Genomic DNA, 24,534 nt, shown 5'->3' with positions numbered 1-24,534 from the left:
GCTACTGCTAATATAAGGGGAACACACCCATATGAACGAAGGAAGTAGCAAAAGGTGGAGCACAAACCGGCCGCAACCCAGATGGTAAGCGTTTTCGAGAAGCCGCCTCGGCGGACCGTGCTCGACCACCAGAGTCAGGGCCAAAGCGAGGGCGGCAAGGGAGCTCGGCGACAAGGTGATGATCGCGGAGATCGCGCCGAAGGTGATGCGCTGACGGGATTGGATTTTTGCCGGGGCGGCCCAGCGACTTGCTAGGGGACTAGCAGCGGTGGCCGCTGGGCCTAACCAGTCCGGGCTCGAGGAGGCGCTGTGCTGGCTAACCCGAAGCATGCGCTCACGCTAATGCGAGAGCCAGAGCGCATCCGCATGAAGGGATACCACCGAAAGGTTGAAGCGCGCCCGCTGCCGACGGAGTGTGAGGGACGAACCCCGAATGCAAGATGGCTCTATGAGGTACACCCGGATGAGGTACAGCCGTGCCTCACATGGCGAGCCTTTTGACTGGCTCACGGAACAAGAGATCCGGTTTCAGTGATGGGGGAAGTGGACATGCCAAGCAGAGTCAACGATCCGCCACCGAAGCCTGACACGAAGAAGACACTCCGTCGTCCCGACAAGGAAGCATCGCCGGAGCCTGAACATGTCGATCCGCCACCGCGAGACGTGCGAGAGGCCCCGGCACCAAATCCAAATGGCGATAAGAAGTCCGGATCGCACGGGCGCGACGAAGGGCCCGCCGCCCGACCGTGGCGGGCTTCTCCATTGAGCGCTGATTTCAACATGGTGCGGACGACAGATTCGAACCCGCACGATCAAAGCTCAAGGGATTTTAAGTCCTTTGAGGCTTTGCGCGTTGCTGGTAGGCTGCCAGAGCGGCAAGTAAAGGGAAGGGGAATGCTTATGATCAGTCGCAGTTCGTTCTTTCGCGCGGTCGCCATCTGTGGCGTGCTCGCGATCTCTTCGGTGGCCGGCGACGGCTTTGACGGCAGTTTGGGCTTTCGCCTGGTCAACCCGGCGGAAGCAAAGACGGTCGTGATCCAGAGGACGACCATCTACATCACGACCCTGCCCAAAGGATGCGTGAAGACCACCTACAACGGTGGCGCCGTGGTCTGGAAATGCGGGACGAAGTATTACCAGCCCTACAAGGGCCGCTACGTGCTGGTTTATATCAAGTAAGGGCGCTCGCCTCACCGTAGAGGCCCCGAACAGCCTTTTCGCTAAGCCGCTGGCGTGACACTGCGCGCCGGCAGCCGTTCGGCTGCGATCCCTGGTTCGTCCGAGGGAGCCTTTTGCCTGGAGGCGTGTGAGCCAAGAGTGGTGCGGACGACGGGAATCGAACCCGTACGATCAGAGATCGAGGGATTTTAAGTCCCTTGCGTCTACCAATTCCGCCACGTCCGCAGGCCGCGATTACAAGCACTTAAGCGAACATAGGTCCAGCCATTCGAGACCAGTTGGCACCGGATTGGCACTGAAAAGCCGGATTACTGTTCTGCGCCCGTTCTCATCGCGGTTTCAATCGTCGCTGCAACACCTTCGTCCGATCGTGCAAACAGATGGACGTAGACTGACAGCGTGACCACAGGTGACGCATGCCCTAGGAGACGGCTGATTGCAACCACATCGAGCCCGGTCGATCGATCGCGTCGCGCCATGCAACGACTATGAGCCGGACAGCGACTGCGAGCATAGGCGCCTGCGAACGCCACCCAACGTCACGGGAAAGCCCGTGGGGAGCGGCTCACGATGAAGGTCGATGATACCGCGCTGATCGAGGATGGCGAACGGGACGCTGGGGAGATGCCCGAGGAATGCCGGACGGTGGACGGAAGCTGAGTTTCGACCCAGTTTGAGAGGTTCCCGCCGTCCCTAGTGGCGGGTTTCTCACCGGTGCCCACATCCCTCCGGTGAAGTTGTCCGAATCGGCGATCTGCAAAACGTTAAGTGGGTCCGAATCGTACTTAGCGCCGAACCAACCTTCATATTCAATGCGGATCCAAAACTGGGCTTGCGGTTTCCAAAAGCTTTGCCGCGGATCGCTGTGCGTCATCCCAAACGAGCAGGTCGTCTTATCGCCGTTTTGGAGGAGTGGAATTTCCGTCGACTGAGTGAAACACGCCAGCCACCGCTTTTTGGCATCCTCATTGGCACCGACTCCGAGCGCCGCTTTGAGGCCGGCCTGGTCGTGGACAATCAGGCGGATATTTTTCGCGGGAATTGATCCAGAGTTCAGCACCACGAGATTGTAGGCAATCCCATCGTTTCCGCCGCTGTGAGTTTTGACCGCGGCCGTTACGATCGGGCGAAATTGTCGCCTCCAGAAGAAGACGGACATGCCAAGTGCAACCAGAGATACGGCCAGAGCGGCAAGCGCTAATAAGGTGTCCAAGTTCGTTCTCCTTCTCGTCTTGGCCCGCCTGGCTAACGACGGCGGGCCTCTTCAAGGCGGAAACACGAGGTACATCCCTCGTGGCACTTGAACAAATCTTGGTCAACCTCTCCCCTGGTCAACCAGCTTTGAGCGTTCCCCTGAAGCGGGCCGCTCCCGATGGAGTGCAGGGAAGAACGCGAAATGCAAGATGGCTCTATGAGGTACAGCCGGATGAGGTACACCGCGCCGCCAACGGCCCGCCTCAAGGTGGCGGGCTTTTGATTTGGCACCGAAATTGGCACCGGAAGAGCAGGGAAGAGTAGGGATTGATAGATATGTCGGGCTCAGGTCGCGCCTGCAAAGCCCGGAAAACAAGGCTGGCCAAGACTGCGAAGGACGCGTCTGGGCGGCTTGGCTCGCATCTAAGATCCCTTGACTCTACCAATTCCACCACATCCGCAGGCCAGCCTTTTTCAGATGTCAGGATGCGGGCCGTCAAGTCGTGTTCCTGGTCAAGTCTGAATACGGAAGCCAGACCGGGCGGTTTGAACATAATGGTGCGATCACGGAATTATGCGCGCCGGAGGTACTGGTATGATACTACTCGGCGGATCAAACCCGCCCAGGCCGGCGCTTCTCAGCCCAACCCATCACCCCGCCCAACTGGGGGCGTCGGCCGCCCCTTCCACCAGAGAGCTTCTGGAGCCACGGCCTTGGCCGGGTCGCGCCAGGCCGCTGGCGAGGCTCAGAACTTGTAGCTCAAATTTATGCCGACCGTGTTCAACTTCACATCCTGGTCGCGGTCGGTGAAATCGCCGGACGCGTCAAAATGCTCCGAGCCGAAATCATAGTAGCGATACTGGGCGCCGACGACGAACTTGTCGGTCAGCGCGTAGTCGACGCCGGCACCTACGGCCCAGCCGACGCTCGTGCGTGAACTGTCGAACGCCGTGCCCGTCGCTTGCGACGTTTCGATGCCGGCAAAGGCGATGCCGCCGATGCCGTAGACCAGCAACCGGTCTATTGCGTAGCCGGCCTTGGCGTTGATTGATCCGAACCACTTGACGTCGGTGCCGAAGGTATTTCCCGGCTCCGCCTCGGTCGTGCCGTCGACCGAGGAGTAGTTGAGGTCGGCCTCGGCGCCGATCACTGCCTGGTCGAACTGCCACAGGCCGGCGATATGGCCGCCGACAAAACCGCCGTCGATGTCGGGCGAGACGGAAAATGGCTCGCCCCCCGTCCCCGTGATATCGGACTGGCCCCAGCCATATCCAGCCTGCAGGCCGGCGTAGTAGCCGGTCCAGTCGAAGCCGGGCGCGGTCATCGGGACGTCGACGGTGGGGTCGGCTGCGGAAGCCGGCACGGCCAGGGCAGCGAGAAAACCGGCAGTTGCGACCATCAGGCGACGCACATCGAACTCCCCGAAATGACGAATTCAGAAAGGCCCTTGCCAGAAAGGTAACCCGATTTGCGACAAAACGGAATCCTATTCTGGCCGATGCCGGTCGCAAGCCCGGTGCCGCCAGGCCGGAGACAAGCGGCATTGCCGCGCCAGCGTCGCCGTGCAAGATCGGCGGTTTGTGGAGAAAACTCCCGATGCGCGTCCTGTTTAGCCCGATCGCTGCAACAGCCGTCGGACTGTTCGCCTGCGGTCTCGCCATGGCCGAGCCGTTGACGCTAACCATCGCCAAGGCCGTGGTGGTACCCGATCCGGCGCCAGGACAAGTGGCGCTCAACCTCAAGATGACGCCGGACAGTGGGCGGGCATTCGCCGCTTTCACCAAGGCGAATGTCGGGAAGACGATTGATCTCAGCGTTGGCGGCAACGTCGTGATGTCGCCGCGGCTGGTCGAACCCATCCTCGGCGGCGAGGTCACGATCAGCGGCAGGTTCGCCAAGGGCGAACTCAGGCGTCTCGCCGATCAAATTTCGGCCGGAAAGGCGAAAGTCACGGTCGACGTCAGCGCGCGGTAGCCTTGGTGAAAGACCGGACAGCCTTTGTCATGGCGCAACAGGTCCCAGTTTGATGCTGGTCAAAACCACACTGGCTTGGCACAGTCGGGCAAACAGGAGTTTTTCATGGCCAAGAAGGCATCGGCGCATGCGACGAAACCCAAACCCTGGACCGAGATGGCAACGCAACTGGTCGATGTCGCCATGGGCCGCAAACCCGCCGATCTCGTCATCCGCAACGGCCGCTGGGTGAACGTCCATTCTGGCGAGATCATCGCCGGGACCGACATCGCCATTGCCGGCGGGCGCTTCGCCTATTGCGGGCCCAACGCCAGCCATGCCATCGGTCAGGGCACAAAGGTGGTCGACGCCGGCGGGCGCTATCTGGTTCCCGGCCTTTGCGACGCGCACATGCATGTCGAGAGCGGCATGGTGACGGTCACCGAGTTCTGCCGCGCCGTCATTCCGCACGGCACCACCTCGATGTTCATCGATCCGCACGAGATCGCCAATGTGCTGGGCCTGCCCGGCGTGCGGCTGATGCATGACGAAGCCGTCGCGATGCCGGTCAACGTGCATGTGCAGATGCCGTCCTGCGTGCCTTCGGCACCCGGGCTGGAACATGCCGGCGCCGAACTGACGGTCGCCGATGTCGCCGAAGCGATGACCTGGGAAAACATCATCGGGCTGGGCGAAGTGATGAATTTCCCCGGCGTCGCCGCCAACGACCCGGTCATGTCTGGTGAGATCGCGGCGACCGTGAAAGCGGGGAAAACGGTTGGCGGACACTATGCCTCGCGCGATCTCGGCCTGCCGTTCCATGGCTATGTCGCTGGCGGGCCGGAAGACGACCACGAGGGTACGCGGGCCGAAGATGCCATTGCGCGTGTGCGCCAGGGCATGAAGGCGATGCTGCGGCTCGGCTCGGCCTGGTATGACGTCGCCTCGCAGATCAAGGCGGTGACCGAGAGCGGCATCGATCCGCGCAACTTCATCCTGTGCACGGACGACAGCCACTCCGGTACGCTGGTCCATGAAGGCCATATGGACCGGGTGGTGCGGCACGCCATCCAACAAGGGTTGAAGCCTGTAACGGCAATCCAGATGGCGACGCTCAACACCGCCCAGCATTTCAAGCTCGAACGCGAGATCGGCTCGATCGCGCCGGGCCGGCTGGCCGACCTGCTGATCGTCTCGGATCTCTCCGCGATGACCATCGATGAGGTCTACGCCCGTGGCGTCAGGCTGGCCAAGGGCGGCAAGCTCGAAATCGACATTCCGGCCTACAACTACCCGAAGACGGCCAAGAACACCGTCAAGCTCGGCAAGAAACTCAAGGCCGGCGACTTCGATATCGCGGCTCCCAAGGGCGCCAACGAGGTGCGCGTACGCGTCATCGGCGTTATTGAGAACCAGGCGCCGACGCGGGCATTGGAGGCCGATCTGCCGGTCGAGGACGGGCTGGTCGCCATGGATCGCCGCAACGATATATGCCAGATCGCGCTGGTCGAGCGCCACCGGGGCACAGGCGGCGTCACCAACGCCTTCGTCTCCGGCTTCGGCTACATGGGCGACTGCGCCATGGCCTCCAGCGTGGCGCACGATGCCCACCACATCATTGTCGTCGGCACCAACAAACAGGACATGGCGCTGGCCGTGAATCGACTGGGCGAGGTCGGCGGCGGCGTCGTGCTCTTCTCCAAGGGCAAGGAACTGGCGCTGGTCGAAATGCCGATCGCGGGGCTGATGTCGGACGAGCGGGCGGAAATCGTCGCCGCCAAGGCCGAGAAGCTGACCGAAGCGATGCGCAAGATGGGCTGTTCGTTGAACAACGCCTATATGCAGCACTCGCTGCTGGCACTGGTCGTCATTCCGGAACTGAGGATTTCCGACGTCGGGCTGATCGATGTGACGACGTTCCAGAAGGTCGATCTTTTCGTCTGAGATCAGCCGTCGGCGCTCGGCGATCACCCGCCAGCGCCGACGGTCAGCACCTTGAACGGCGTGGTGATCACGACCTCGGCGACCGAGCCGACGGCCTTGCCTATACCCTGGCCGAGGTCATCGAACCGCACCGCGTCGGGCTCGTCCGCTCGTAGAGCGGCCGGTGTGCGCAGCCGGTCGCCGAGCAGTTGCACCAGGATCGGGTTGTCGGCGAATTTGGCATGGTTCAAACGGTCGCCGCTCTTGGTCTTGGTCAGGTCCACCACGACCACGCCATAGCTGGCAAGGTCGGCGGCATTGCCGTAATCGCCAACGCGCGGCTTGTCGCCAGAGATCAGGGAAGACAGCTTGAGCGCGCGGTCGTCGCCCGAGAGCAGGATGGCGAACGGCTTGTCTGGCTTGCCGTAGCGGATCATCTGCTTTTTGAACACATCGACATCGATGTCCGGCGACGCCAGGACGACATAGCCGAGCTTGCCGCCGAGATCGCGATCGCCGGTGATGGCGAGCTGCCGCAGCGCTTCCATCGTCACCCAGGTTCCCATCGAGTGAGCGATGATGTCGATGCTCTTGACCCGCATCTTGGCCAGCATCCTGAGCGTCGCCTCGAGGTCGTCGCGTGCCGCGTTGGCGCTTTCCTTGTCGTAGATATAACCGGTCGTCTTGCCGCTTGACGCCCAGGAAAACAGCACCGGAGTTCCGGGATATTTCGTGTCGTGGGCAATCTGCGTCAGCCGATAGATGCCGTCGTCGAAACCGTTGTTGAAGCCGTGCACGAAAACCAGCGCACGTCCGCCGCTCATGGCGATGTCGGCGCCGACCGCCTTGGCGAATTGCGGCGCGCCTTCATAGAAGGTCACGTCCTTGGCGGTGAAATCCTTGGCCGGATTGCTGTTTGCGGATCCCTTGACCCGCTCGATGGCGCCGAGCTGATGGCTTTTGGGAACGGTCACGTCAACCCGGGCAAAGCTGGTGGTCAGCGAACGGTCGCCGTCGTAGACCTGTCGCGGGTTCTTTGTTGCCCTCTGCCGGGTGGTGGCAACGAAGATCTCATGCGTCGCAGCGATGTCGGAAGCGGGCACCGTGATCGTCGTCTTGTTGAGCAGATCATGGGTTTTCTGGCCGGCGCAGCCAGTGACAGCGAGCGCGAATGCGACGACAAGGTAGCTCTTCGAACGCACGGTCACACGCCGGCTCCGCAAAGGGGGACGTCAAACGCATGACGTCGCTGGATATTCCGATAAAGCCAGAGGGCGGCGCGGTCCAGTTCAAAGTGAGCCTAGACTTCTGCGATGCTGAACAGGCACGGCAAAATCGTGGGATTTCGTCTATTTCCCGAGCAGGCCGATGCGATCGGTCACGTCACGATCGCTGGCAAAGCCGTCATCGTCGCGCAGCCGCTGGCCGATCATCTTCACCAGTTCGGGATTGTCGGCGAATTTGGTGTGGTTGAAGCTATCGCTTCCCTTGACCTTTGAAAGATCGACCACGGTCACGCCGTAGGAGGCAAGATCGGCGGCATCCTTGTAGTCGCCGACGCGTGGCCGCGAGCCGGCAATCAGGCCGGAGAGCCTCAGTGCCCGATCGTCGTCGGACAACAGCAGGATGAATGGTTTGTCAGGCTTGCCGTAGCGCCTCATCTGGCTCTTGAACACATCGACATCGATGTCGGGTGAGGCCAGCACCACGTCGCCGAGCTTGCCGCCGAGATCGCGGTCGCCGCTGATGGCCATCTGGCGCAGCGTTTCCATCGTCACCCAGGTGCCCATCGAATGGGCGACGATGTCGATGCGCCGCGCTCCGGACTGCTCCAGCATCCTCAAGGTCACTTCGAGCTGGTCGCGGGCCGCGCTGGCGCTTTCCTTGTCATAGACATAGTCGGTGGTCTTGGCGCCGGAGGCCCAGGAAAACAGCACCGGCGTGCCCGGATAGCCGGAATCGTGGACGATCTGGGTCAAGCGGTAGACGGCATCATCGAAGCCGGTGTTGTAGCCATGAACGAAGACCATGACGCGGCCGCCCCGCGCCGCGATGTCAGCGTCGAGCGCGCTGGAGAACTTCGGCTGTGCGTCGTAGCCGACGACTTCGGACGCCATGAAATATTTCGCCGGGTCGTCGGATTTGCCGCGCGACCGGCGCTCGATCTGGCCGGTCTGGTGGGAGCCTGGCACCGTCACGGTGACGCGGGCGTAATTCAGCGTGGCCGAGCGCTCACCGTCGAAAACCTTGTTGGGATCGTCAGATTTCTTGCGCGTCGTCGCGATGAAGATGCTGTGGTTGCCGGCGATCTCCGTCACCGGCGTCGCGACGATCGCGCTACCAAGCAGTTCCTCTGTTTGCGTACCGGCGCAGCCGGCCACGAGCAAGGCAAGGACAATGGCAAAGATATTCTTCAAAGGCACTCAGAAATTCCAACTCCGGCCCAAAGGCCTGCCTACCCCCGCGACATCCCGGACAGCCAGAGTGCGGCAGAACTAAGTCGCGTCCAGCCGAAATGTGCTCAGCGCCCGGTCACAGTCATCGCACTGTTGCGCGAAAGCCAAAACGGCGGCAGAAACGCCGGAATGTTGGAGAAGGGCAACACCTCCGGCTTGAGGCGGATGCCGAGTACATCCGCCATGAAGCCGCGCCGCGCCTCGATGCGGCTCCAGGCCTCGGGATAGCGCGCCGCGATCTCCTCGCGCAGAGGCTCGTCGGCGAGCGCGATGCCGTCCTCGATATTGGTGGTGAAATAGGCACTGCCGGTCGCCGGGATGACGTCGACCTGCAGCGCCATGCCCGATCGCAGTCCGATGTCGGAGCCGGTAAACACCGGCGAATGCATCCATTCGTCGATATGGACGAGATGGCCGGGATTGAGTGAAACACCAAAGAACGGATCGCCTATGCGGTCATGCACCGCTTTCCACAGCGTGCCTCCCGTGGTGCCGATGCCGATCGCTTCGTACCAGTCGACGACAGCGGCAAAATAGGGCGCGACCAGTCTTTCGACATAGTCGCGGATGGCATGCGGAAGTTCGGATGCCTCCTCGGCGAGGAAACCGGCGCGTGCATTGAGCGCACCCTGGATGCCATAGGCCATGGTGATCGGGTCGCCACGCCGGATGATGTCGAGGCGCGGGCTGGGCAGGCCATAGACGGCCCGCTTGCCCGCCGACAGCATCGGATGACAGCCATGCGGCAAGCCGTTCATGCCCATCAGCCGGGCCGCCTGCAATTCGGTCATACCGGGTTCGATGCCTTGCAGGACATTGCGCAAGCCCTGCGAGGTGAAGGTCGCGGCGAATTCGAAGGCAGCCAGTTGGTCGGCCTCGTTGATGGCGCGCAGTCCGTCGGTGGGGTTCATCAACAGATTGGCCGCGTTCACGACCGCGCCCTTGTCGCCGACAAGCGCGCGCAGCGTATCGGCGATGAAGGAGGGCATGTCGAGCGCCATCTCGCCAAGACCTGCATCGCCTGCGCCGAACGGTTTCCAGCCGACCGCGCCGATGCGCTGGCCGGGCCTCAGGCCGCTATCGGCGAGGATGTCGGGCAGCGCGTCCGAGCGGTCGCGCGGCTGAGCCGGCAGCGAGAACGTCTGGTAGAGGACACGTTCGTATGGCCCGTCGCAGAGTTCGGCATAGCCCCAGCCTTCATTGCCGACGAGAAGCCTTGGCTGCTTGCCGGGAATGATGACCAGCAGCGTTTCCTCGAAGCGCGGATCATAGCCCGAGAGATAGGCAACATTGGCCGCGTGTTCGCGGTCGCCATAGATGGCGAAGGCATCGAGGCCGGCCTTGGCGCCCAGTGCCGTCAGCGCCGCGATGCGGGCTTCGTGGATGGCGCGCGCAACCAGCGGCATCACCGTCGGCTCGCCGAATTCCGGCAGCGACATGGATTTCAGGCCGACCGATGCGACAGGCATGAACAAACGCCTCCAAGTGCTTGCAAGGATTCTGCGAATGCCCGCTGCAGAGGGGCAAGACTGGCAGGACAATGGCGTCGAGGCCCCGGATATGCAATAGGCGGGATCGGCCGCACGACGGCAGCGCGTGCAACACACAGCCGGAGCGCGGCCCGATCGATGATAGCGGTCTGCGGATAACAGGCGGTGCAAGGTGGTTTTCCGATGAACAGTTTCTCTTCCCGTGTCGCCACCGCTGCCGCAGCGATCCGCCAGATATTTCCGGAAACGCCGCTGCAGGAGAACGACTACCTGTCGAAAAAGACCGGGGCTCGGGTGCTGCTGAAGCGTGAGGACCTGTCGCCGGTGCGTTCCTACAAGATCCGTGGCGCCTTCAATTTCTTCCGCAAGACACTTGCGGCCGGCAACGAGGCTGAACTGTTCGTCTGCGCGTCCGCCGGCAACCATGCGCAGGGCTTCGCTTTCGTCTGCCGCCACTTCGGCAAGAAAGGCGTCGTGTTCATGCCGGTGACGACGCCGCAGCAGAAGATCGACAAGACCAGGCTGTTCGGCGGCGATTTCGTCGAGATCAGGCTGGTCGGCGACTTTTTCGACGATTGCTACCGCGCCGCCTTCGAATTCACCGAAAGTTCCGGCGCCCACATGGTGCCGCCCTTCGACCACAAGGACATCATCGAGGGCCAGGCGACTGTCGCCTATGAGATATCAGGCCAGATGCCGGGCGCCCGTATGCCCGACATCATCATGCTGCCGGTCGGCGGTGGCGGGCTCGCCGCCGGCGTCACCCATTATTTCGCCGATCAGGGCCGCGAAGCCCGCTTCGTCTTCTGTGAGCCGGCCGGTGCGCCTAGCCTGCGGGAGAGCCTCATTGCCGGAAAGCGCCTGAAGCTCGCCAAGGTCGACAATTTCGTCGATGGCGCGGCGGTCGCCGAGATTGGCCGCGAGCCGTTGCGGCATCTCAAGGATTTCCCAGCCGACATGGTGCGGCTGATCCCGGAGAACCGGCTCTGCGCCACCATGATCGAGATGCTCAATGTCGAAGGCGTCGTGCTGGAGCCGGCCGGCGCGCTGGCGATCGACGCGCTGAAGGATTTTTCCAGGAAGGAGATCAGGAGCAAGACGATCGTCGCCGTGGTTTCGGGCGGCAATTTCGATTTCGAGCGTCTGCCCGACGTCAAGGAGCGGGCGCTGCGCTTCGAGGGCCTGAAGAAATACTTCATCATCCGCTTTCCGCAGCGGCCGGGCGCCTTGCGCGATTTCCTTGAAATGCTTGGGCCCGACGACGACATCGCCCGCTTCGAATATCTGAAGAAATCGGCCCGCAATTTCGGTTCGGTGCTGATCGGCATCGAAACCAAGGATCGCCGCAATTTCGACCTGCTCAAGGCGAATTTCGAGGCCGAAGGCGTCCAGTACCAGGATATCACCGACAACGAGACGCTGGCCGGGTTCATCATATGAGTGATCGATGATCAGATGACTGATCAGGGAAAAAGCTTCGTTGCGCTGTTTTCCGGCATCAATGTCGGCGGCAACCGCATCGTCAAGATGGCGGAGCTGCGGTCGTTCTTCGAGGACCTCGGATTTTCCGATGTCGCCACCTATGTGCAGAGCGGCAATGCCGTTTTTCGGGCAAAGGCGGGTGACGCGGCGACGCTGACGAAACAGATCGAAGCAGCCTTCGAGAAGAAGTGGGGATTCCATTCGCGCATCATGGTGCGCGATCTCGGCTGGTTCGAGCGGCTGGTGAGCGAAAATCCCTATCCGGAAGTGGCCGCGGACCACACGAAGCTCCACGCCTATGTGCTGGAGCGCGAGCCGACCGGCGATGAAGTGGCGCGGCTGGCCGAAAAGTGCACCGGTCCCGAACGGTTCGAGATCAAGGGCGACGTGCTTTACCTGCACGCGCCGGACGGGCTCGGCAAATCGGTTTTTGCCGGGCTGATCCCGCGTACGCTGAAAGTGCCGGGCACGGCGCGCAACTGGCGCTCGGTGTTGGCGTTGCTGGCGATGGCCGGTCAGGCAGGCGGAGCTTAGGCCGGTTACGCTGCCGTGGCGGGCTTCCAGTCGAAGGTCAGTTCTTCGCGAAAAGCAAAGCGCTTGATGTGATCGGCGACGACGCTTTCCAGGCGCTCGAGTGATCCGTTTTCCTCGGTTGACACCGTGATATGCAGCGCGCTCGCATCGGCATCCATCACCGTGCGACCGAGCGAGAGATCGATCGTGCCATGGTGCGGATCGAACTCGACGGGGAATTTGTGCGCCCAGTGCTTGCACAGCTGCTGCAAATAGCGGCTGGCATGTTCGGTGGCGACATCGGCATGGCTGGTCGGCATCAGTGAACTCTCCGGGAGGGCAGGCGCCCATTGCTTGACATGGCGCCAGGCTTGCCAGGCTGGCGCGACAGCCGGGTAGATAGGTGCCGTCGCGCAAAACGCCAAAGGCTGCCGGGCGATCTTTCGCCCGGATCGAGGCCTACCAGCTGCCGGTGTTCGCCATTGAAGCCCAAGGCTCGGCCTTGGCCTTGGCCGGGCCTTTTTGCAGGAGCTCGATCGAAATGCCGTCCGGCGACCTGATGAAGGCCATGTTGCCATCGCGCGGTGGCCGGTTGATGGTGACGCCATTGTCCATCAGATGCTGGCAGGTGGCGTAGATGTCGTCGACCTCATAGGCGAGGTGGCCGAAATTACGCCCGCCCTTGTAGTCTTCCGGATCCCAATTGTAGGTCAGTTCGACCAACGGTGCTTTTTCGTTGACGCCGCTCTCCTCGTCTTCCGGTGCGGCCAGGAAGATCAGCGTGAAGCGGCCTTGCTCGTTTTCGTATCGGCGCACCTCCTTGAGGCCGAGCTTGGCGCAGTAGAAATCGAGCGAGGCGTCGACGTCGGCGACGCGGACCATGGTGTGCAGATAGCGCATGTGATTTCCTCGATGAATTGCGTTGCGGCGCAACATAGGGTCGACCCGCTCAAAGGGCAATCGTTCGGCATTGCGCAATGCCGGCAAAGAACAAATCCGGTATTCCCCCAAAAAAGGCACGTCAGGTCTTGCACACACCGGAAGCCGCGGTGTTAATCTGGTGTCAAGAATCAGTTGCGGTGTTCTTGAAAAATAAGGGGGCATTGTTATGGGGGAAAAGGCCTCTTTCACGGGGCGGAACGGAACCCTTGGCGACGCCTTGCATCGTGACGAAGGCGGCGATGCTGCCGATCTGCTCGAAGTCGCTGGCGCCATCAAGTGGTTCGATGTGGCCAAGGGCTACGGTTTCATCCTTCCAGATGACGGCATCTCGGGCGACATCCTTCTCCATGTGACATGTCTTCGAAAGGACGGCTTCCAGACGGCCCTGGAGGGCGCACGCGTGGTTTGCCTCGTCAAGCAGGGCGATCGCGGATTGCAGGCCTTCCGGGTGCTCTCCATGGACGTCACCACCGCGGTCCATCCTGCCGAAATGCAGGAGCAGCGCACCCATATCGCGGTGACGCCGGAAAGCGGCCTCGAACGCGCTTTGGTGAAATGGTTCAACCGCACCAAGGGGTTTGGTTTTCTGACCCGCGGCGAGGGCACCGAGGACATCTTCGTCCACATGGAGACCTTGCGCCGTTACGGCATCACCGAGCTTCGGCCGGGGCAAGTCGTGCTGGTTCGTTTCGGGCGCGGCGACAAAGGCCTTATGGCCGCCGAGATTCACCCCGACATGGGGACCTTGCCGGTCTCGCACTAATTCAGTCGCCCAAAAGTGGCCCATCCCGACAGATCGGGATGGCGCTTTATCTCCTCTTTGTTTGACCATGATCTCTGGACACGCGGTTTCCGTTTGTCCGAGAAAATCGGTTCCACTTTTCGGGATCGTGGTCTAATGCATGTCGCCCAAAGGCATGCCCACGAGCCTGATCCGAGGCGACGTGCTCCAGGACAATTTCCGGCCGAGGATTTTGAATGGCTTACAGGAACTGGCTGACGGCGGGTGTGTTGTGCGCCATTGTCGCCGTGGTCGTGGCCGCAGGTGCTTACTTCTATTCCGACCGGCCGACCGCGGCCGACAGCCGGGCGATGATCCTTCCTGTCGATCCGGCGCCGCTGGTTGTGGTGACGAAAGGCGGCGATCGTTCTTTTTCCATCGAAGTCGCCAACACCGCCGCGGAGCGCGAGGCTGGGCTGATGTACCGCCAGGACATGGCGGACGACCATGGCATGTTGTTCGTCTTCGATATCCAGCAGCAGGTTGGCTTCTGGATGCAGAACACCCCGATGCCGCTTGATCTGATCTTTGTCGGCCAGGACGGTAAGATCCGGGCGATCAAACACGGCGAGCCGCAATCCGAGGCCATCATTTCGCCTGGCGTGCCGGTGCGTTTCGTGCTGGAGCTCAAAGCGGGCACCGCCGCCAGGAACGGCATCGAGTATGGCGACCTTTTACGCCATCCGGCCGTTGGCACGGCGTCTGGTCCGGGCGTGCCGCCATCGGACAATGGCGATGCGCCCAACGGCGGTGCCGGTTGAGCGCGCAGGCGGGATCGCTGATGCAGGTTTTCACCCATGACGGCTTTGATCTTGCCTTCCTCGACCGCCAGCCGGCGTCGGGTGAGGGCGATCCGGTGCTGATGATCCATGGCTTTGCCTCGACCCACTATGTCAATTGGGTATCGCCGGGCTGGTTCAAGACGCTGAACGATGCCGGTTACCGAGCCATCGCCTTCGACAATCGCGGCCACGGATCGTCGTCGAAGAGTTATGACGAGGCCGATTACACGCCGGACAAGATGGCTTCGGATGCCGCCGCCTTGCTTGGCCATCTCGGTATCGAGCGCGCCCATGTCATGGGCTATTCGATGGGCGCGCGCATCGCCGCGTTCCTGGCGCTGTCCGATCCGGACAAGGTGGCGACGCTGGTCTTCGGCGGCCTCGGCATCGGCATGATCGACGGCGTCGGCGATTGGGATCCGATCGCCGCGGCCCTGCTCGCCGACGATCCTGCGGCAACCAGTCATCGGCGCGGGCGATCGTTTCGCGCCTTCGCCGACCAGACGCGCAGCGACCGCCGGGCGCTGGCCGCCTGTATCGCCAGGTCGAGAGAATTGCTGAGCGAGGACGATCTTGCGCGCATTGCCCAGCCGACGCTGATCGCCGTCGGCACGACGGACGATATTGGCGGCTCGCCCGACGAACTCGCGGCATTGATGCCGAACGCCAGGGCCTTTCACATCGAGGGCCGGGACCATATGCTGGCGGTCGGGGACAAGACCTTCAAGCAACGTGTGCTGGAGTTCTATGCCGAAAATCCGCTCTGAGCGGACGGCGGCGCGGGCGTAAGGGCCGCCAACGAGCGCGCCATGTTCAATCTGGCCTGCGGCTCGAAGCGCCGGCGAAACTCTTCGGTGCGGAAGATATGCGGGCGGGCGAGGAAATTCTTCAGGACCGCGCTGCGGCCCGCCCGCCACATCGGCTCCTCAACCCAGTGATATTCGCGCCGCACAGCGCGTTCATAGGCATCGAAGGCATCCGGCGCAGCACCCAGGATTGACAGATCCATGTCGAGGAAAAGACTGGCATCCCGTACTGTCGTCGGGTCGTCATACAACGGCAGTTGGTGGGTGGCTGTAGCGACGATCATCGCCGAGATGCGGTCGAGGCGCCCGGCTTCAGCCCGGCCCGCGAGCTTCTTCTCGGCAAGGGCAGCACTTTGGATCTCATTGTCCTTGGCCTTGCTGTCATAAATGGCATCGTGGAACCAGATCGCCGCTTCGACGGCTTCGGGATCGCCGAGCAACCCTCGATACTCGCCCGCCAGGCCCAGCATCGCCTCGATATGGGCAAGGTCGTGATAGTGGCGGTCTTGCGCGGCGTAGAGCGCAGAAAGCTCACTTTTCAGCGCGTCGTCGATCAAGGGTTCGTTTTCCAGAAACGGCGTCACTATCCACCCGATGAAATACTCCCGGCATCCTGGGCCAAAACACGCCATAGCGGAAGGCGTCGGGGGAGCAATGGTGCCGCAGCCGATTGACCAATTCGCATGATGGCGGGAAGCTGCTTGGCATGAGCAGGATCCACACGGTCACCCGCTCGGACGCATGTTGTCATTTTCAAAGCACTCAAACCCAAGGAGCCTGACATGACCACCGCAACCGAGACCTCCAGACCGGGGACTATCGACATGAAGCTGGAGGCCGTCATCATTTCCGTTTCGGATACCGATCGGGCCAAGCGTTTCTATGGCGGCCTGGGCTGGAGGCTGGACGCCGACTTCATCGTTGGCGATGCGTTTCGCGTCATACAGTTCACGCCCCCGGGTTCGCCATGCTCGATCCATTTTGGCAAGGGTCTCACGACCGCCGCGCCAGGCTCGGCAAAGGGACTTTATCTCGTGGTGTCGGATATCGTGGCGGCGCGTGCCGAACTGGTGGCGCGCGGGGTCGATGCGAGCGAAGTGTTTCACCGTGCAGGCCCCGGGCAGCCGCCGATCAGCGGCAGAGATCCGGAGGGGCGCAGTTATTCCTCCTTTGCCTCGTTCAGCGACCCGGACGGCAACAACTGGCTGCTGCAGGAGATCACCCAGCGATTGCCTGGGCGCGTGGATGCGCACGACACGACATTCACCTCATCGACCGAACTTGCCGCCGCGCTGCGGCGTGCGGCGGCCGCTCATGGCGAGCACGAGACGCGGACCGGCGGACAGCGCGATGAAAACTGGCCCGACTGGTATGCCGAATACATGGTGGCCGAACAGGCCGGCAAGCCGCTGCCGACGTGACCAGCGGCCACGGTGGCGCGGCGTCATCGACGCCGCGGTTCACTTGGGCTCGCAGGCCATCTGATCGCCATGCTTTCCGCCCGGTCAAGCGCGGAAGGGTCGCTTGTTCGGCGCGTCGTCGATCAAGGGTTCGTTTTCCATGGCCGCTTGAATTCCCGCGAACCAAATCCATTTGACATTGCACTAAGGAAAATTGAGTTCAATCGTGCTATGATCTGGCTTATATGTGCGGCCCGACAAGGCGAGCACAACAGGCCAGCCCGGCAGGACGCAGGACGAGACGGCGATGAACAGCATCAGCATTTCCCGACAGAGCGCATTGCAGCCGGTCGATCCGATCTGGCGCTCGATCCGCGACGAGGCGATGGAGGCGGTCAACCGCGACCCGCTGCTTGCCGCGTTCCTCTATTCCACCATCCTCAACCAGGACAGCCTGGAAGAGGCGGTCATCCATCGGCTGGCCGAGCGGCTCGACCATCAGGACATCGGCTCCGATCTCATCCGCCAGACCTTCAAGTCGATGCTGGCCGACGACAAGGACTGGCCGACGACCGTGCGCGTCGACATCCAGGCCTATTACGACCGCGATCCGGCCTGCGACCGCTTCATCATGCCGGTGCTCTATTTCAAGGGCTTTCACGCCATCCAGACCCATCGGCTGGCGCATTGGCTGTGGAAGCAGGGCCGTAAGGATTTCGCGCTCTATCTGCAGAGCCGTTCGTCCTCGGTCTTCCAGACCGACATCAACCCGGCCGCCCGCATCGGCAAGGGCATCTTCATCGACCACGCCACCGGCCTCGTCGTCGGCGAGACCGCGGTCATCGAGGATGATGTGTCGATCCTGCATGGCGTGACGCTGGGCGGCACCGGCAAGGCCGGCGGCGACCGTCACCCCAAGATCCGCTACGGCGTGCTGATCGGGGCCGGCGCCAAGATCCTGGGCAACATCGAAATCGGCCATTGCTCGAAGATCGCGGCAGGCTCGGTGGTGCTGTCGCCTGTACCGCACAACAAGACGGTTGCCGGCGTGCCGGCCCGCGTTGTCGGCGAGACGGGCTGCGATCAGCCCTCGCGCCAGATGGACCAGCTTCTGCCGTCGCAGACGATGGATCAGGTCGTCAGCTTCGACATCTGATTTTCATCTGCCCGCTGCCTGCGGCCGGGTGCCGGCCGTGGGAAGGAGCGGGCGATTGTTCCCGTGTTATCGGGCCGCTTGCCTTTACATCGCCATTGTCGACGTGCCAGAAGCGCGTTCGAACGAGCAAGCCCGATGATCGGAGAAGACTGTTGAAGCCCGACGAAATCAGAAAGCTGGACGCCTATTTCAAGCGCGTCTTCCAGAACCCCAAGCTCGAGGTCAAGGCACGGCCGCGCAAGGAAGATTCGGCCGAGGTCTATGTCGGCGACGAGTTCCTCGGCATCGTCTTCAAGGACGAGGACGACGGTGACTACAATTTTTCGATGGCGATCCTCGACATCGACCTGGCCTGAGCCAGCAATCCTGCGCTCGGCCGGCTCCGCTTCGAATGCGGCCGGCCAGCCCGGTTTCCCCTCCTAATGTCCTCTTTTCAGGAAGCGCGCGGCTTGGCCGGCGATTGCCGCGTCGAGCGCCTGCCAATCACCCAGGAACTCCCTGGGGAAGCGATAGGTGAGGCTGAGTTCGTCGCCGACCTGGACGTCGCGCTCGCAGGGCGCCAGCGATTCCTCGGCACTCGGCCCGCTCAGGCAGCGGGCCACGAACGGGTCCTTGCCAGGGCGCCTGCCGACAACCAGCACCTCGTTCAGGTAGCCTGATTTCTCGTTGAAGCCGTACACCGTCGTGCCGCCGGGCCCCGCAATGCCGGGCTGGATGATCAACGCGCTGTAGATCGGCGCGAAGCGGCCGCTCATGTCGCGCGACATCATCTGCTGTTCGAAGGACAGGAAGATGATGTTCCTGCTCGCTCCCATGTGATTGAAATCGTCGCGCGCCGGCTCGCTGTAGCCGTCCATCTGGGGATAGCGCAGATAGAGGTCGAGCCGCGAGGCGATGCCGTCGCGCCGGGCCTGGGCGAAACGGATGACGTTGGCCGGCACGGCGATGACATTGTTCCCGATCACCACCTGATGGATCGTTGCGTCGTCTGTGTATCCGGCCATGGCGATCGAATGGCCGAACCATTTGCCGGCAAGGCTGATCGCCACCGACAGCAGTGCCAGCGCCGCGAATGCGTAGAACACCCGCTTCATCAGCACGGAATCGACCACGGTGAGTTGGGGGCCGTCGCTGATCGCTGCCTGCTTCATCTCAGTCCTCGGATATCAGCCGTCCGCCCTTGGGTGTCCTTGGGCGGCACACATCGCGCGGCACGGCTCTTGCAGCCTTCGTGGAACGACTGTGCAATTTCATGGTAAATGGAACGTAAAGATGGGCACGCTGGAACTCACCGTATTCGCTTTTGTCGTCGGGATGACAGCCTGCGGGCTGGCTGGATCGATGATGGAACTGGTGTCGGGCCGCAAGGTCGCTTTCACTGAGCCCTACGTGTCGCCGTCGCATCTGTTGCGCTCGCTGCTCGCCACCGCTTGGGCCGGCCCCTTCATGTTGGTCAACGACGCCCTCGATGCCCGGCTTGAGCGCCGCATTTCGACGTTGGCGCTGATGTCCTGCGGCTGCACGGCCATCGCCTGGTCGTTGGCGCTGGGCGTCGTCGTGCTTGCCATTGCCTCCTGGACGATCGGTCTCCTAGGCTCCAGCCTTCCGGGCTGAGACGATTCGGAGACCAAAAAAATGCCACTTTACGCGATCGATGGAACGGAGCCGAGCTTCACGGATGCGGACTCAAACTGGATCGCGCCCGACGCGACGCTGATCGGCGACGTGCGCGTCGGCCGCAATGCCGGCTTCTGGTTCGGCGCCGTCATCCGCGGCGACAATGAGCCGATCGTCATCGGTGCCGACACCAATGTGCAGGAACACACGGTGATGCACACCGATCCGGGCTTCCCGCTGACCATCGGGCAAGGCTGCACCATCGGCCACCGCGCCTTGCTGCACGGCTGCACGATCGGCGACAACAGCCTGGTCGGCATGGGCGCCATCGTGCTGAACGGCGCGAGGATCGGCAGGAACTCGCTGGTTGGCGCCGGCGCGCTGGTCACCGAGGGCAAGGAATTTCCGGACAATTCTCTGATCGTCGGCTCGCCGGCCAAGGCGGTGAGGGTGCTGGACGAGGCGGCTGTTGCCAGATTGCGCAGCTCGGCCGCGCACTACGTCTCCAACGGCAAGCGCTTCAAGGCGGGACTGAAGAAGGTTTGAGGCGAGACCTCGCTTGCCGATGGTTTCATCGCGCCCCAACTCACCGTCGGTTGGAACTGCGCCTGGCCATTGCATCGTGCAGCAGGGAAGCGCCGGCTTCAAAGCCGGCAATGTCGGCTTCCTCGGCGGCTGTCCTGTAGTCATCGATGCGGGTTTCGAGCGCGGGGTCGGCGCCTGCCGCCAAAAGCAGGCCGATCGCCTCGACGCTCCGGATGGCCACCGAATAGTGAAGCGGCGTCCAGTCGTTCACGCCCCGCATGTTGGGATCGGCGCCACCCTCGATCAGCACCCGCACGATTTCCAGTCTGTCGGCCCGATCGGTGGATAGCGCCGCAATGATTGCCGGAAATCCACCGTGATCCTGATAATTCGGATCCGAGCCCGCATCCAGCAAAGTCGAGATGAAGCCTAAGGGGCTCCAATGGATCGCATACTCCAGCGGATGCCCGAGGCCGAGTTCGAACGGCATACGCTCGTCGAACCAGCAGGGGGAGCCGCCCAAGGCCACGCCGAGGCCCTCGAAATCGCCGGCCTTGAAGGCATCGTCGATCGCCTTGAACAGGCGATGGCGCTCGCATCGATCTTCCGGGATTTCCAACATCGCCGTGATCCAGAAGGCGAAACCAACGGCCTATAGTGCCTCGATCTCCTGCCCGTGGAAAGGCGGTCTTGATGTTCTGACGCGATTGGCGGGTCGATGGCACCTATGACCCTCTAGGCATCGCTAAGCGGCCTTCTTTTTTACCTTCTTCCCAGCCGTAGGCTTGGTCCGTATTCGCATGGCTCCGCCCTGGACTTCGATTTCAAATGCGTCTGTATTCCTCACCAGATCGCTCAGTTTGCTGAAACCGTAGCTGCGGGGATCAAAATCTGAAAACAGGTTTGATAGCCGTTGTCCGAAGGTTCCGAGATGTATCCAACCGTCCTCGCCTTCCATCTGGCCCATGACTTTCTTGAGCATGGGAATCGCGGCACTGGGCACTTGAAGCGGCTTGGCTGCGGGCGCACTATCGTGAGTGTTTGCGGTGCCACGTAGAAGGTTTTCGGTATAGACGAAACGCCGACATGCTTGCCGGAAACTTTCTGGAGTTTTCTGCTCCCCAAACCCGAACACGTCGACGCCTTGTTCGCGTATGCGCGCAGCAAGCCGGGTGAAATCACTGTCGGAAGAGACCAGGCAGAAACCGTCGAAACGACCGCTGTGAAGCAGGTCCATGGCGTCGATCACCAGTGTGATATCGGACGCGTTTTTCCCGATGGTATTAGCGAATTGCTGCTGCGGGATAATCGCATGCTTTGACAAGACATCAGCCCATCCCTTCGACCGGACGTTTGAAAAGTCACCGTAGATGCGGCGGACGCTGGCTTCGCCAATCTTCGCGATCTCCTCGAACAGGCCGTCGACAATCTTGGCCGAAGCGTTGTCGGCGTCGATAAGAACCGCAAGGCGCGGTGATCGGGGTTCGGTCGGCATGCGACACTTCCTGGGCTGACGCACTCTCGAGTTTCGAACTGTAGCTGGTGAAACTCATCACCAACCGCGGTTCGCTACTCTGCCGTTGTAGCAGAAGTAAGCCGCAAATCGAAATCTAAGCTGTTGGAATTGTGCCTTTATCGGGATTTCAAAAGATTATCCCAGAAATGGCGGAGCCGGCCCGGGGACGGGGCCGGCTCCTTTGACCCGGTCGTTGGGGACGGGGAGGGTGGGGACTCGACCGGGTTTCTCCTGAAGCGGTCGCCTTCATGCGACGCGCTTGACCTCTAGTTTATGCATGTCGTTATCTCAAAACCGGGGCCACTTTTGAGCGACATGCATTAGCGGACGCTGGCGACCGCGTCTGAACGGCCATCGTTGATCGTCACCCAAACACCGGAATTCTGGTCTGACTGGCGCTTGAGGTAAGTGTAGTCCGTGTCCGTCCAGGCCAGCACCTTGGTTTCCAGATTGTCGAGGATGAATTCCCCAAGGCTGGTGCGCACGGTCAGCACCGCATGGCCATCGCCATTCGGCTGGCGCGCGACCGTCATCAGCAGATTGCCGGCCGGTACGCCCGCATTCATCAATTCGCGGCGCTTTTCCAGCGCATAGTCTTCGCAATCGCCATAGCCATTGTCGGGATAGGCCCAATATTCCTCGGCACCGTAATTTTCCATGTCGGTGCGCGGCTTGACCCTTGCGTTGACCGAATTGTTGATGCTGACGATCGTCGCCCACAATTTGCGCGTCAGTTCGACCGGCGGGCCCTTGGGCGTCCGTTCGCTGCATTCGCCAGGTATGCGCTGGCAGAATTCATAATGGCCAACAGGCTGCGTGGTGCGTCCGCCGGTGTGCATATAGGCCGGTCCCGCGGCATATGCTGATCCCCATGCGGAAAGCTGCATCGCCATTGCCACCAGCAACAGCTTGCCCCTCGTCTTCTTCATTCCGGTAGTCTCCCCGTTCGAAGGAGACATTGCCACACGTGGATTTATTTGGGGCAAAAGTGCGAAGTAGATATTGAGTAAAACCTCAGTAGAATAAGCGTAAAATTTGAATCATTTGAGTATTGAATTTTTTGGAGTTTTGCGACGGGGCGGTCGGTGAGCCTCTTGTCATGCTGGCCCTGCAGGGAACGGCCTCGGATTGTCGAAGCGTCTCCTTCTGGGCTTGAAAAACAAAAAAACCGGCCGCTAAGGGCCGGTTTCCCGGAGTGCTTCAGGCCTTGTCAGGCGCGCGGGGTGTTGAATTCGGAATCGAGCGTTTCGGGACGCTGGATGACGGCAAATTCGATGGCGACGCCGTCCTCGAAATGGCGGACGATCTGCCCGCGCATCGTGCCGAGCATGACCTGGACCCCGATCGCCGGCTTGACGTCGATCTCGATCGCGGCTCCGGAAAGCGACAGGTCGATGATACGGCACTGGTACTGGCGCCCGTCGGTGAGCTGCAGCACGCTGGTCGGGTTGCGCGGCGCGACACGCTCGTGCCGACGGTCTTCCGGCAGGTCGAGTTCGTGCTTGTTGGCAAGCCACGTCAACTGCGCGGCAAGCTTGTCCTTCTTGCGGTCGGACGCGATAACGGTCATCGCGAAACCGTCCTGCAAGGTGCGCGTAACGACACCTTCGATGCGGCCGATATGGTCGATATAAGCGATGACTTTTTCGCCCGGCATGCCAATGCGTTCGGTGCGAAGCGCTACATTGCCCGGTGACATGTCGACGACCTGGCAGGGGTGTTCGGTGCGGTCTTCCAGCATGAAGCGCCCGTAAATCTTGACCCGGACGCGCTGAAAGTTACGCCTTTCAGCTTGGGACGGCGCAAAGTCGACCGCCGCTGACCTCATGACTGCCACACCTCGTTTGGCATCCCGCGCGTCGATGCGAGGAACTTCATCGGAGAAGTACAACAATAAGGGTTAACAAAGGGGAAAAGCAGGCCCCGTTGCGGCGAGATTTGGCCCCTATTCCTCGCGTCCGCCATCGAAGACGACGAGATGGCGGATGCGGCGCGCGCGGCCTAGCGCTGATATCGTCTCGGGTGTCGCGAGTTCGTCGGGAACGAGCGAAGGAACATCGATCGCCGGACGGTTGTTGAGGAGTTCCTTCTCCGGATCGATGACGCGAATCGAATCGATCAACGCGTCGGTGATCGGATCGGCACCCAGCCAGAAGGGCTTCTCCACGGCGCTTATCACGCCCAGGCAGCGCGGATTTTCAACACCGCCGTCAAGCGGCAAGGCGAGCAGTTCGAACTTGTTGGTACGGCCGTTGCGGCTGAAACCCTCGAAGGCGATGAGCACGACCGACTTCTGGTCAAAGACGCCATGGATCAGCCTCGAGACGAGCCGCTGATCCTTCTCGCGCCACAGCGACGGAAAGGAAAACCCCTTGAGCTCACGGCCATAATAGGCGCAAAGCCTGGTGCCGGCGAGCCGGAAGACGGCTTGTCCGCGCGTGTCCCTTTCCAGGATGAACGTATCGGCCAGCAGCGACTTGATGTCGGCCGGCTCGACCTCCGAACGCTTCGGGGCGGGGCGTCCGTCACGCAGGCGGTTCCAATATTGGAACAGCGTGATCGATCCGTTCTGGTTCATGCTATTCTGCTCCGCGCAATCTGTCGTCTGATGTCCCATCGGTGAACAGAAAGGGCGCCCTCCGATGACCTACATGCGTTGCGGAGCAGGAAGCGTGCCAGCGTCGTTAACACTTGTTCACGGGTCGGGGCCGTTAAGGTTAACAACTGGTTGACGTTGCAGCGAGGCGGCCCCTATGGCACACAAAAACCACTCCAGAAGCGGTCGTTTCGCGACGATCGGCAGCACTTCAGTTAAGAG

Annotated in this window: 27 protein-coding genes and 1 tRNA gene; 13 read left to right on the top strand and 15 right to left on the bottom strand. The window is 61.7% G+C overall.

The window, feature by feature from the left end; all coding sequences use genetic code 11:
* Positions 1 to 549 precede the first annotated feature (549 nt).
* The gene (locus AC1DYW_RS29390) at positions 550 to 1,179 is read left to right on the top strand and encodes a hypothetical protein (protein WP_245331332.1); all 630 of its coding nucleotides are present in this window, start codon (positions 550 to 552) and stop codon (positions 1,177 to 1,179) included.
* A gap of 139 nt (positions 1,180 to 1,318) precedes the next feature.
* On the opposite strand, the gene AC1DYW_RS29385 is transcribed toward AC1DYW_RS29390, so the two are convergent.
* The 3 genes from AC1DYW_RS29385 to AC1DYW_RS29375 form a co-directional block, all read right to left on the bottom strand.
* Positions 1,319 to 1,404, bottom strand: a tRNA-Leu gene (locus tag AC1DYW_RS29385).
* 340 nt (positions 1,405 to 1,744) lie between these two features.
* Complete coding sequence (locus tag AC1DYW_RS29380) at positions 1,745 to 2,392, bottom strand: hypothetical protein (RefSeq protein WP_457155033.1); 648 nt, start codon at positions 2,390 to 2,392, stop codon at positions 1,745 to 1,747.
* A 727-nt stretch (positions 2,393 to 3,119) separates the two neighbouring features.
* Entirely contained in the window at positions 3,120 to 3,785 is a 666-nt protein-coding gene (locus AC1DYW_RS29375; protein WP_477228522.1) for an outer membrane protein, read from the bottom strand.
* Positions 3,786 to 3,970: 185 nt separating this feature from the next.
* Between AC1DYW_RS29375 and AC1DYW_RS29370 the strand changes: the two genes are divergently transcribed.
* On the top strand, positions 3,971 to 4,348 hold the full coding sequence (locus AC1DYW_RS29370) for a SecDF P1 head subdomain-containing protein (RefSeq protein ID WP_477228521.1): 378 nt from the start codon (positions 3,971 to 3,973) through the stop codon (positions 4,346 to 4,348).
* A 105-nt stretch (positions 4,349 to 4,453) separates the two neighbouring features.
* Entirely contained in the window at positions 4,454 to 6,271 is a 1,818-nt protein-coding gene (gene ade, locus AC1DYW_RS29365; protein WP_477228520.1) for an adenine deaminase, read from the top strand.
* Between the two features lie 23 nt (positions 6,272 to 6,294).
* Here the strand turns inward: ade and AC1DYW_RS29360 are convergent, their stop codons facing one another.
* The 3 genes from AC1DYW_RS29360 to AC1DYW_RS29350 all read right to left on the bottom strand — a co-directional run bounded on the left by AC1DYW_RS29360 (position 6,295) and on the right by AC1DYW_RS29350 (position 10,175).
* The gene (locus AC1DYW_RS29360; protein WP_477228519.1) at positions 6,295 to 7,458 is read right to left on the bottom strand and encodes an alpha/beta hydrolase; all 1,164 of its coding nucleotides are present in this window, start codon (positions 7,456 to 7,458) and stop codon (positions 6,295 to 6,297) included.
* A gap of 141 nt (positions 7,459 to 7,599) precedes the next feature.
* A complete protein-coding gene (locus tag AC1DYW_RS29355; protein WP_477228518.1) occupies positions 7,600 to 8,673 on the bottom strand; it encodes an alpha/beta hydrolase in 1,074 nt (357 codons plus the stop codon).
* 98 nt (positions 8,674 to 8,771) lie between these two features.
* A complete protein-coding gene (locus AC1DYW_RS29350; protein WP_477228517.1) occupies positions 8,772 to 10,175 on the bottom strand; it encodes an aminopeptidase P family N-terminal domain-containing protein in 1,404 nt (467 codons plus the stop codon).
* Positions 10,176 to 10,379: 204 nt separating this feature from the next.
* Between AC1DYW_RS29350 and ilvA the strand changes: the two genes are divergently transcribed.
* Both ilvA and AC1DYW_RS29340 read left to right on the top strand, forming a co-directional pair.
* Positions 10,380 to 11,636, top strand: a complete 1,257-nt coding sequence (gene ilvA / locus AC1DYW_RS29345) for a threonine ammonia-lyase IlvA (protein WP_477228516.1) — start codon at positions 10,380 to 10,382, stop codon at positions 11,634 to 11,636.
* 15 nt (positions 11,637 to 11,651) lie between these two features.
* The gene (locus AC1DYW_RS29340) at positions 11,652 to 12,212 is read left to right on the top strand and encodes a DUF1697 domain-containing protein (RefSeq protein ID WP_457155388.1); all 561 of its coding nucleotides are present in this window, start codon (positions 11,652 to 11,654) and stop codon (positions 12,210 to 12,212) included.
* 5 nt (positions 12,213 to 12,217) lie between these two features.
* On the opposite strand, the gene AC1DYW_RS29335 is transcribed toward AC1DYW_RS29340, so the two are convergent.
* Both AC1DYW_RS29335 and AC1DYW_RS29330 read right to left on the bottom strand, forming a co-directional pair.
* A complete protein-coding gene (locus AC1DYW_RS29335) occupies positions 12,218 to 12,511 on the bottom strand; it encodes a DUF2218 domain-containing protein (protein ID WP_095090733.1) in 294 nt (97 codons plus the stop codon).
* Positions 12,512 to 12,650: 139 nt separating this feature from the next.
* Positions 12,651 to 13,091 carry a VOC family protein gene (locus AC1DYW_RS29330; RefSeq protein WP_095090732.1) on the bottom strand — a complete coding sequence of 147 codons (441 nt, stop codon included), beginning with the start codon at positions 13,089 to 13,091 and terminating at the stop codon, positions 12,651 to 12,653.
* A gap of 208 nt (positions 13,092 to 13,299) precedes the next feature.
* Between AC1DYW_RS29330 and AC1DYW_RS29325 the strand changes: the two genes are divergently transcribed.
* The 3 genes from AC1DYW_RS29325 to AC1DYW_RS29315 all read left to right on the top strand — a co-directional run bounded on the left by AC1DYW_RS29325 (position 13,300) and on the right by AC1DYW_RS29315 (position 15,463).
* Positions 13,300 to 13,896: a cold-shock protein gene (locus tag AC1DYW_RS29325; RefSeq protein ID WP_457152787.1), complete on the top strand. Its 597-nt coding sequence runs from the start codon at positions 13,300 to 13,302 to the stop codon at positions 13,894 to 13,896.
* Positions 13,897 to 14,111: 215 nt separating this feature from the next.
* Positions 14,112 to 14,675 carry a DUF192 domain-containing protein gene (locus AC1DYW_RS29320; protein ID WP_457152788.1) on the top strand — a complete coding sequence of 188 codons (564 nt, stop codon included), beginning with the start codon at positions 14,112 to 14,114 and terminating at the stop codon, positions 14,673 to 14,675.
* A 20-nt stretch (positions 14,676 to 14,695) separates the two neighbouring features.
* Entirely contained in the window at positions 14,696 to 15,463 is a 768-nt protein-coding gene (locus AC1DYW_RS29315; protein ID WP_457152796.1) for an alpha/beta fold hydrolase, read from the top strand.
* Here AC1DYW_RS29315 and AC1DYW_RS29310 read toward each other — a convergent pair.
* On the bottom strand, positions 15,442 to 16,074 hold the full coding sequence (locus AC1DYW_RS29310; protein ID WP_477228604.1) for an HD domain-containing protein: 633 nt from the start codon (positions 16,072 to 16,074) through the stop codon (positions 15,442 to 15,444). The genes AC1DYW_RS29315 and AC1DYW_RS29310 overlap by 22 nt on opposite strands.
* Before the next feature lie 210 nt (positions 16,075 to 16,284).
* On the opposite strand from AC1DYW_RS29310, the gene AC1DYW_RS29305 reads away from it, so the two are divergent.
* From AC1DYW_RS29305 to AC1DYW_RS29295, 3 genes are all read left to right on the top strand, one after another.
* The gene (locus tag AC1DYW_RS29305; RefSeq protein WP_477228515.1) at positions 16,285 to 16,923 is read left to right on the top strand and encodes a VOC family protein; all 639 of its coding nucleotides are present in this window, start codon (positions 16,285 to 16,287) and stop codon (positions 16,921 to 16,923) included.
* A 286-nt stretch (positions 16,924 to 17,209) separates the two neighbouring features.
* Entirely contained in the window at positions 17,210 to 18,058 is an 849-nt protein-coding gene (cysE, locus tag AC1DYW_RS29300) for a serine O-acetyltransferase (protein WP_095091679.1), read from the top strand.
* Between the two features lie 152 nt (positions 18,059 to 18,210).
* A complete protein-coding gene (locus AC1DYW_RS29295) occupies positions 18,211 to 18,414 on the top strand; it encodes a DUF3126 family protein (RefSeq protein ID WP_006200852.1) in 204 nt (67 codons plus the stop codon).
* Between the two features lie 63 nt (positions 18,415 to 18,477).
* Here the strand turns inward: AC1DYW_RS29295 and AC1DYW_RS29290 are convergent, their stop codons facing one another.
* Positions 18,478 to 19,209: a hypothetical protein gene (locus tag AC1DYW_RS29290; protein ID WP_477228514.1), complete on the bottom strand. Its 732-nt coding sequence runs from the start codon at positions 19,207 to 19,209 to the stop codon at positions 18,478 to 18,480.
* A gap of 121 nt (positions 19,210 to 19,330) precedes the next feature.
* On the opposite strand from AC1DYW_RS29290, the gene AC1DYW_RS29285 reads away from it, so the two are divergent.
* Positions 19,331 to 19,672 (top strand): DUF6949 family protein, encoded by a 342-nt coding sequence (locus AC1DYW_RS29285; RefSeq protein WP_477228513.1) that lies wholly within the window; start codon positions 19,331 to 19,333, stop codon positions 19,670 to 19,672.
* A 21-nt stretch (positions 19,673 to 19,693) separates the two neighbouring features.
* Positions 19,694 to 20,221, top strand: coding sequence for a gamma carbonic anhydrase family protein (locus tag AC1DYW_RS29280; protein WP_477228512.1), 528 nt, complete (start codon positions 19,694 to 19,696; stop codon positions 20,219 to 20,221).
* Positions 20,222 to 20,261: 40 nt separating this feature from the next.
* Here AC1DYW_RS29280 and AC1DYW_RS29275 read toward each other — a convergent pair whose 3' ends face one another.
* From AC1DYW_RS29275 to AC1DYW_RS29255, 5 genes are all read right to left on the bottom strand, one after another.
* Positions 20,262 to 20,822 (bottom strand): ankyrin repeat domain-containing protein, encoded by a 561-nt coding sequence (locus AC1DYW_RS29275; RefSeq protein WP_477228511.1) that lies wholly within the window; start codon positions 20,820 to 20,822, stop codon positions 20,262 to 20,264.
* A 123-nt stretch (positions 20,823 to 20,945) separates the two neighbouring features.
* A complete protein-coding gene (locus AC1DYW_RS29270; RefSeq protein ID WP_477228510.1) occupies positions 20,946 to 21,695 on the bottom strand; it encodes an NYN domain-containing protein in 750 nt (249 codons plus the stop codon).
* A 341-nt stretch (positions 21,696 to 22,036) separates the two neighbouring features.
* Positions 22,037 to 22,645 carry a transglutaminase-like cysteine peptidase gene (locus AC1DYW_RS29265; RefSeq protein WP_477228509.1) on the bottom strand — a complete coding sequence of 203 codons (609 nt, stop codon included), beginning with the start codon at positions 22,643 to 22,645 and terminating at the stop codon, positions 22,037 to 22,039.
* A 281-nt stretch (positions 22,646 to 22,926) separates the two neighbouring features.
* Entirely contained in the window at positions 22,927 to 23,544 is a 618-nt protein-coding gene (locus tag AC1DYW_RS29260) for a PilZ domain-containing protein (protein ID WP_477228508.1), read from the bottom strand.
* A gap of 117 nt (positions 23,545 to 23,661) precedes the next feature.
* A complete protein-coding gene (locus tag AC1DYW_RS29255) occupies positions 23,662 to 24,294 on the bottom strand; it encodes a PAS domain-containing protein (RefSeq protein WP_477228507.1) in 633 nt (210 codons plus the stop codon).
* Positions 24,295 to 24,534: the final 240 nt, after the last annotated feature.

This window comes from Mesorhizobium sp. P2_D5, from assembly GCF_056404355.1.
This window is presented reverse-complemented; position numbering and strand designations above follow the sequence as displayed.

Excerpts from the sequence above, each read along its gene's own strand:
- ilvA (WP_477228516.1), top strand. The coding sequence starts at position 10,380 with ATGAACAGTTTCTCTTCCCGTGTCGCCACCGCTGCCGCAGCGATCCGC.
- AC1DYW_RS29370 (WP_477228521.1), top strand. The coding sequence starts at position 3,971 with ATGCGCGTCCTGTTTAGCCCGATCGCTGCAACAGCCGTCGGACTGTTC.
- AC1DYW_RS29270 (WP_477228510.1), bottom strand. The coding sequence starts at position 21,695 with ATGCCGACCGAACCCCGATCACCGCGCCTTGCGGTTCTTATCGACGCC.
- AC1DYW_RS29315 (WP_457152796.1), top strand. The coding sequence starts at position 14,696 with ATGCAGGTTTTCACCCATGACGGCTTTGATCTTGCCTTCCTCGACCGC.
- cysE (WP_095091679.1), top strand. The coding sequence starts at position 17,210 with ATGAACAGCATCAGCATTTCCCGACAGAGCGCATTGCAGCCGGTCGAT.
- AC1DYW_RS29335 (WP_095090733.1), bottom strand. The coding sequence starts at position 12,511 with ATGCCGACCAGCCATGCCGATGTCGCCACCGAACATGCCAGCCGCTAT.
- AC1DYW_RS29265 (WP_477228509.1), bottom strand. The coding sequence starts at position 22,645 with ATGAAGAAGACGAGGGGCAAGCTGTTGCTGGTGGCAATGGCGATGCAG.
- AC1DYW_RS29350 (WP_477228517.1), bottom strand. The coding sequence starts at position 10,175 with ATGCCTGTCGCATCGGTCGGCCTGAAATCCATGTCGCTGCCGGAATTC.
- AC1DYW_RS29290 (WP_477228514.1), bottom strand. The coding sequence starts at position 19,209 with ATGAAGCAGGCAGCGATCAGCGACGGCCCCCAACTCACCGTGGTCGAT.
- AC1DYW_RS29275 (WP_477228511.1), bottom strand. The coding sequence starts at position 20,822 with ATGTTGGAAATCCCGGAAGATCGATGCGAGCGCCATCGCCTGTTCAAG.
- AC1DYW_RS29260 (WP_477228508.1), bottom strand. The coding sequence starts at position 23,544 with ATGAGGTCAGCGGCGGTCGACTTTGCGCCGTCCCAAGCTGAAAGGCGT.
- AC1DYW_RS29255 (WP_477228507.1), bottom strand. The coding sequence starts at position 24,294 with ATGAACCAGAACGGATCGATCACGCTGTTCCAATATTGGAACCGCCTG.
- AC1DYW_RS29325 (WP_457152787.1), top strand. The coding sequence starts at position 13,300 with ATGGGGGAAAAGGCCTCTTTCACGGGGCGGAACGGAACCCTTGGCGAC.
- AC1DYW_RS29285 (WP_477228513.1), top strand. The coding sequence starts at position 19,331 with ATGGGCACGCTGGAACTCACCGTATTCGCTTTTGTCGTCGGGATGACA.
- AC1DYW_RS29330 (WP_095090732.1), bottom strand. The coding sequence starts at position 13,091 with ATGCGCTATCTGCACACCATGGTCCGCGTCGCCGACGTCGACGCCTCG.
- AC1DYW_RS29305 (WP_477228515.1), top strand. The coding sequence starts at position 16,285 with ATGACCACCGCAACCGAGACCTCCAGACCGGGGACTATCGACATGAAG.
- AC1DYW_RS29340 (WP_457155388.1), top strand. The coding sequence starts at position 11,652 with ATGACTGATCAGGGAAAAAGCTTCGTTGCGCTGTTTTCCGGCATCAAT.
- AC1DYW_RS29320 (WP_457152788.1), top strand. The coding sequence starts at position 14,112 with ATGGCTTACAGGAACTGGCTGACGGCGGGTGTGTTGTGCGCCATTGTC.
- AC1DYW_RS29280 (WP_477228512.1), top strand. The coding sequence starts at position 19,694 with ATGCCACTTTACGCGATCGATGGAACGGAGCCGAGCTTCACGGATGCG.
- AC1DYW_RS29390 (WP_245331332.1), top strand. The coding sequence starts at position 550 with ATGCCAAGCAGAGTCAACGATCCGCCACCGAAGCCTGACACGAAGAAG.
- ade (WP_477228520.1), top strand. The coding sequence starts at position 4,454 with ATGGCCAAGAAGGCATCGGCGCATGCGACGAAACCCAAACCCTGGACC.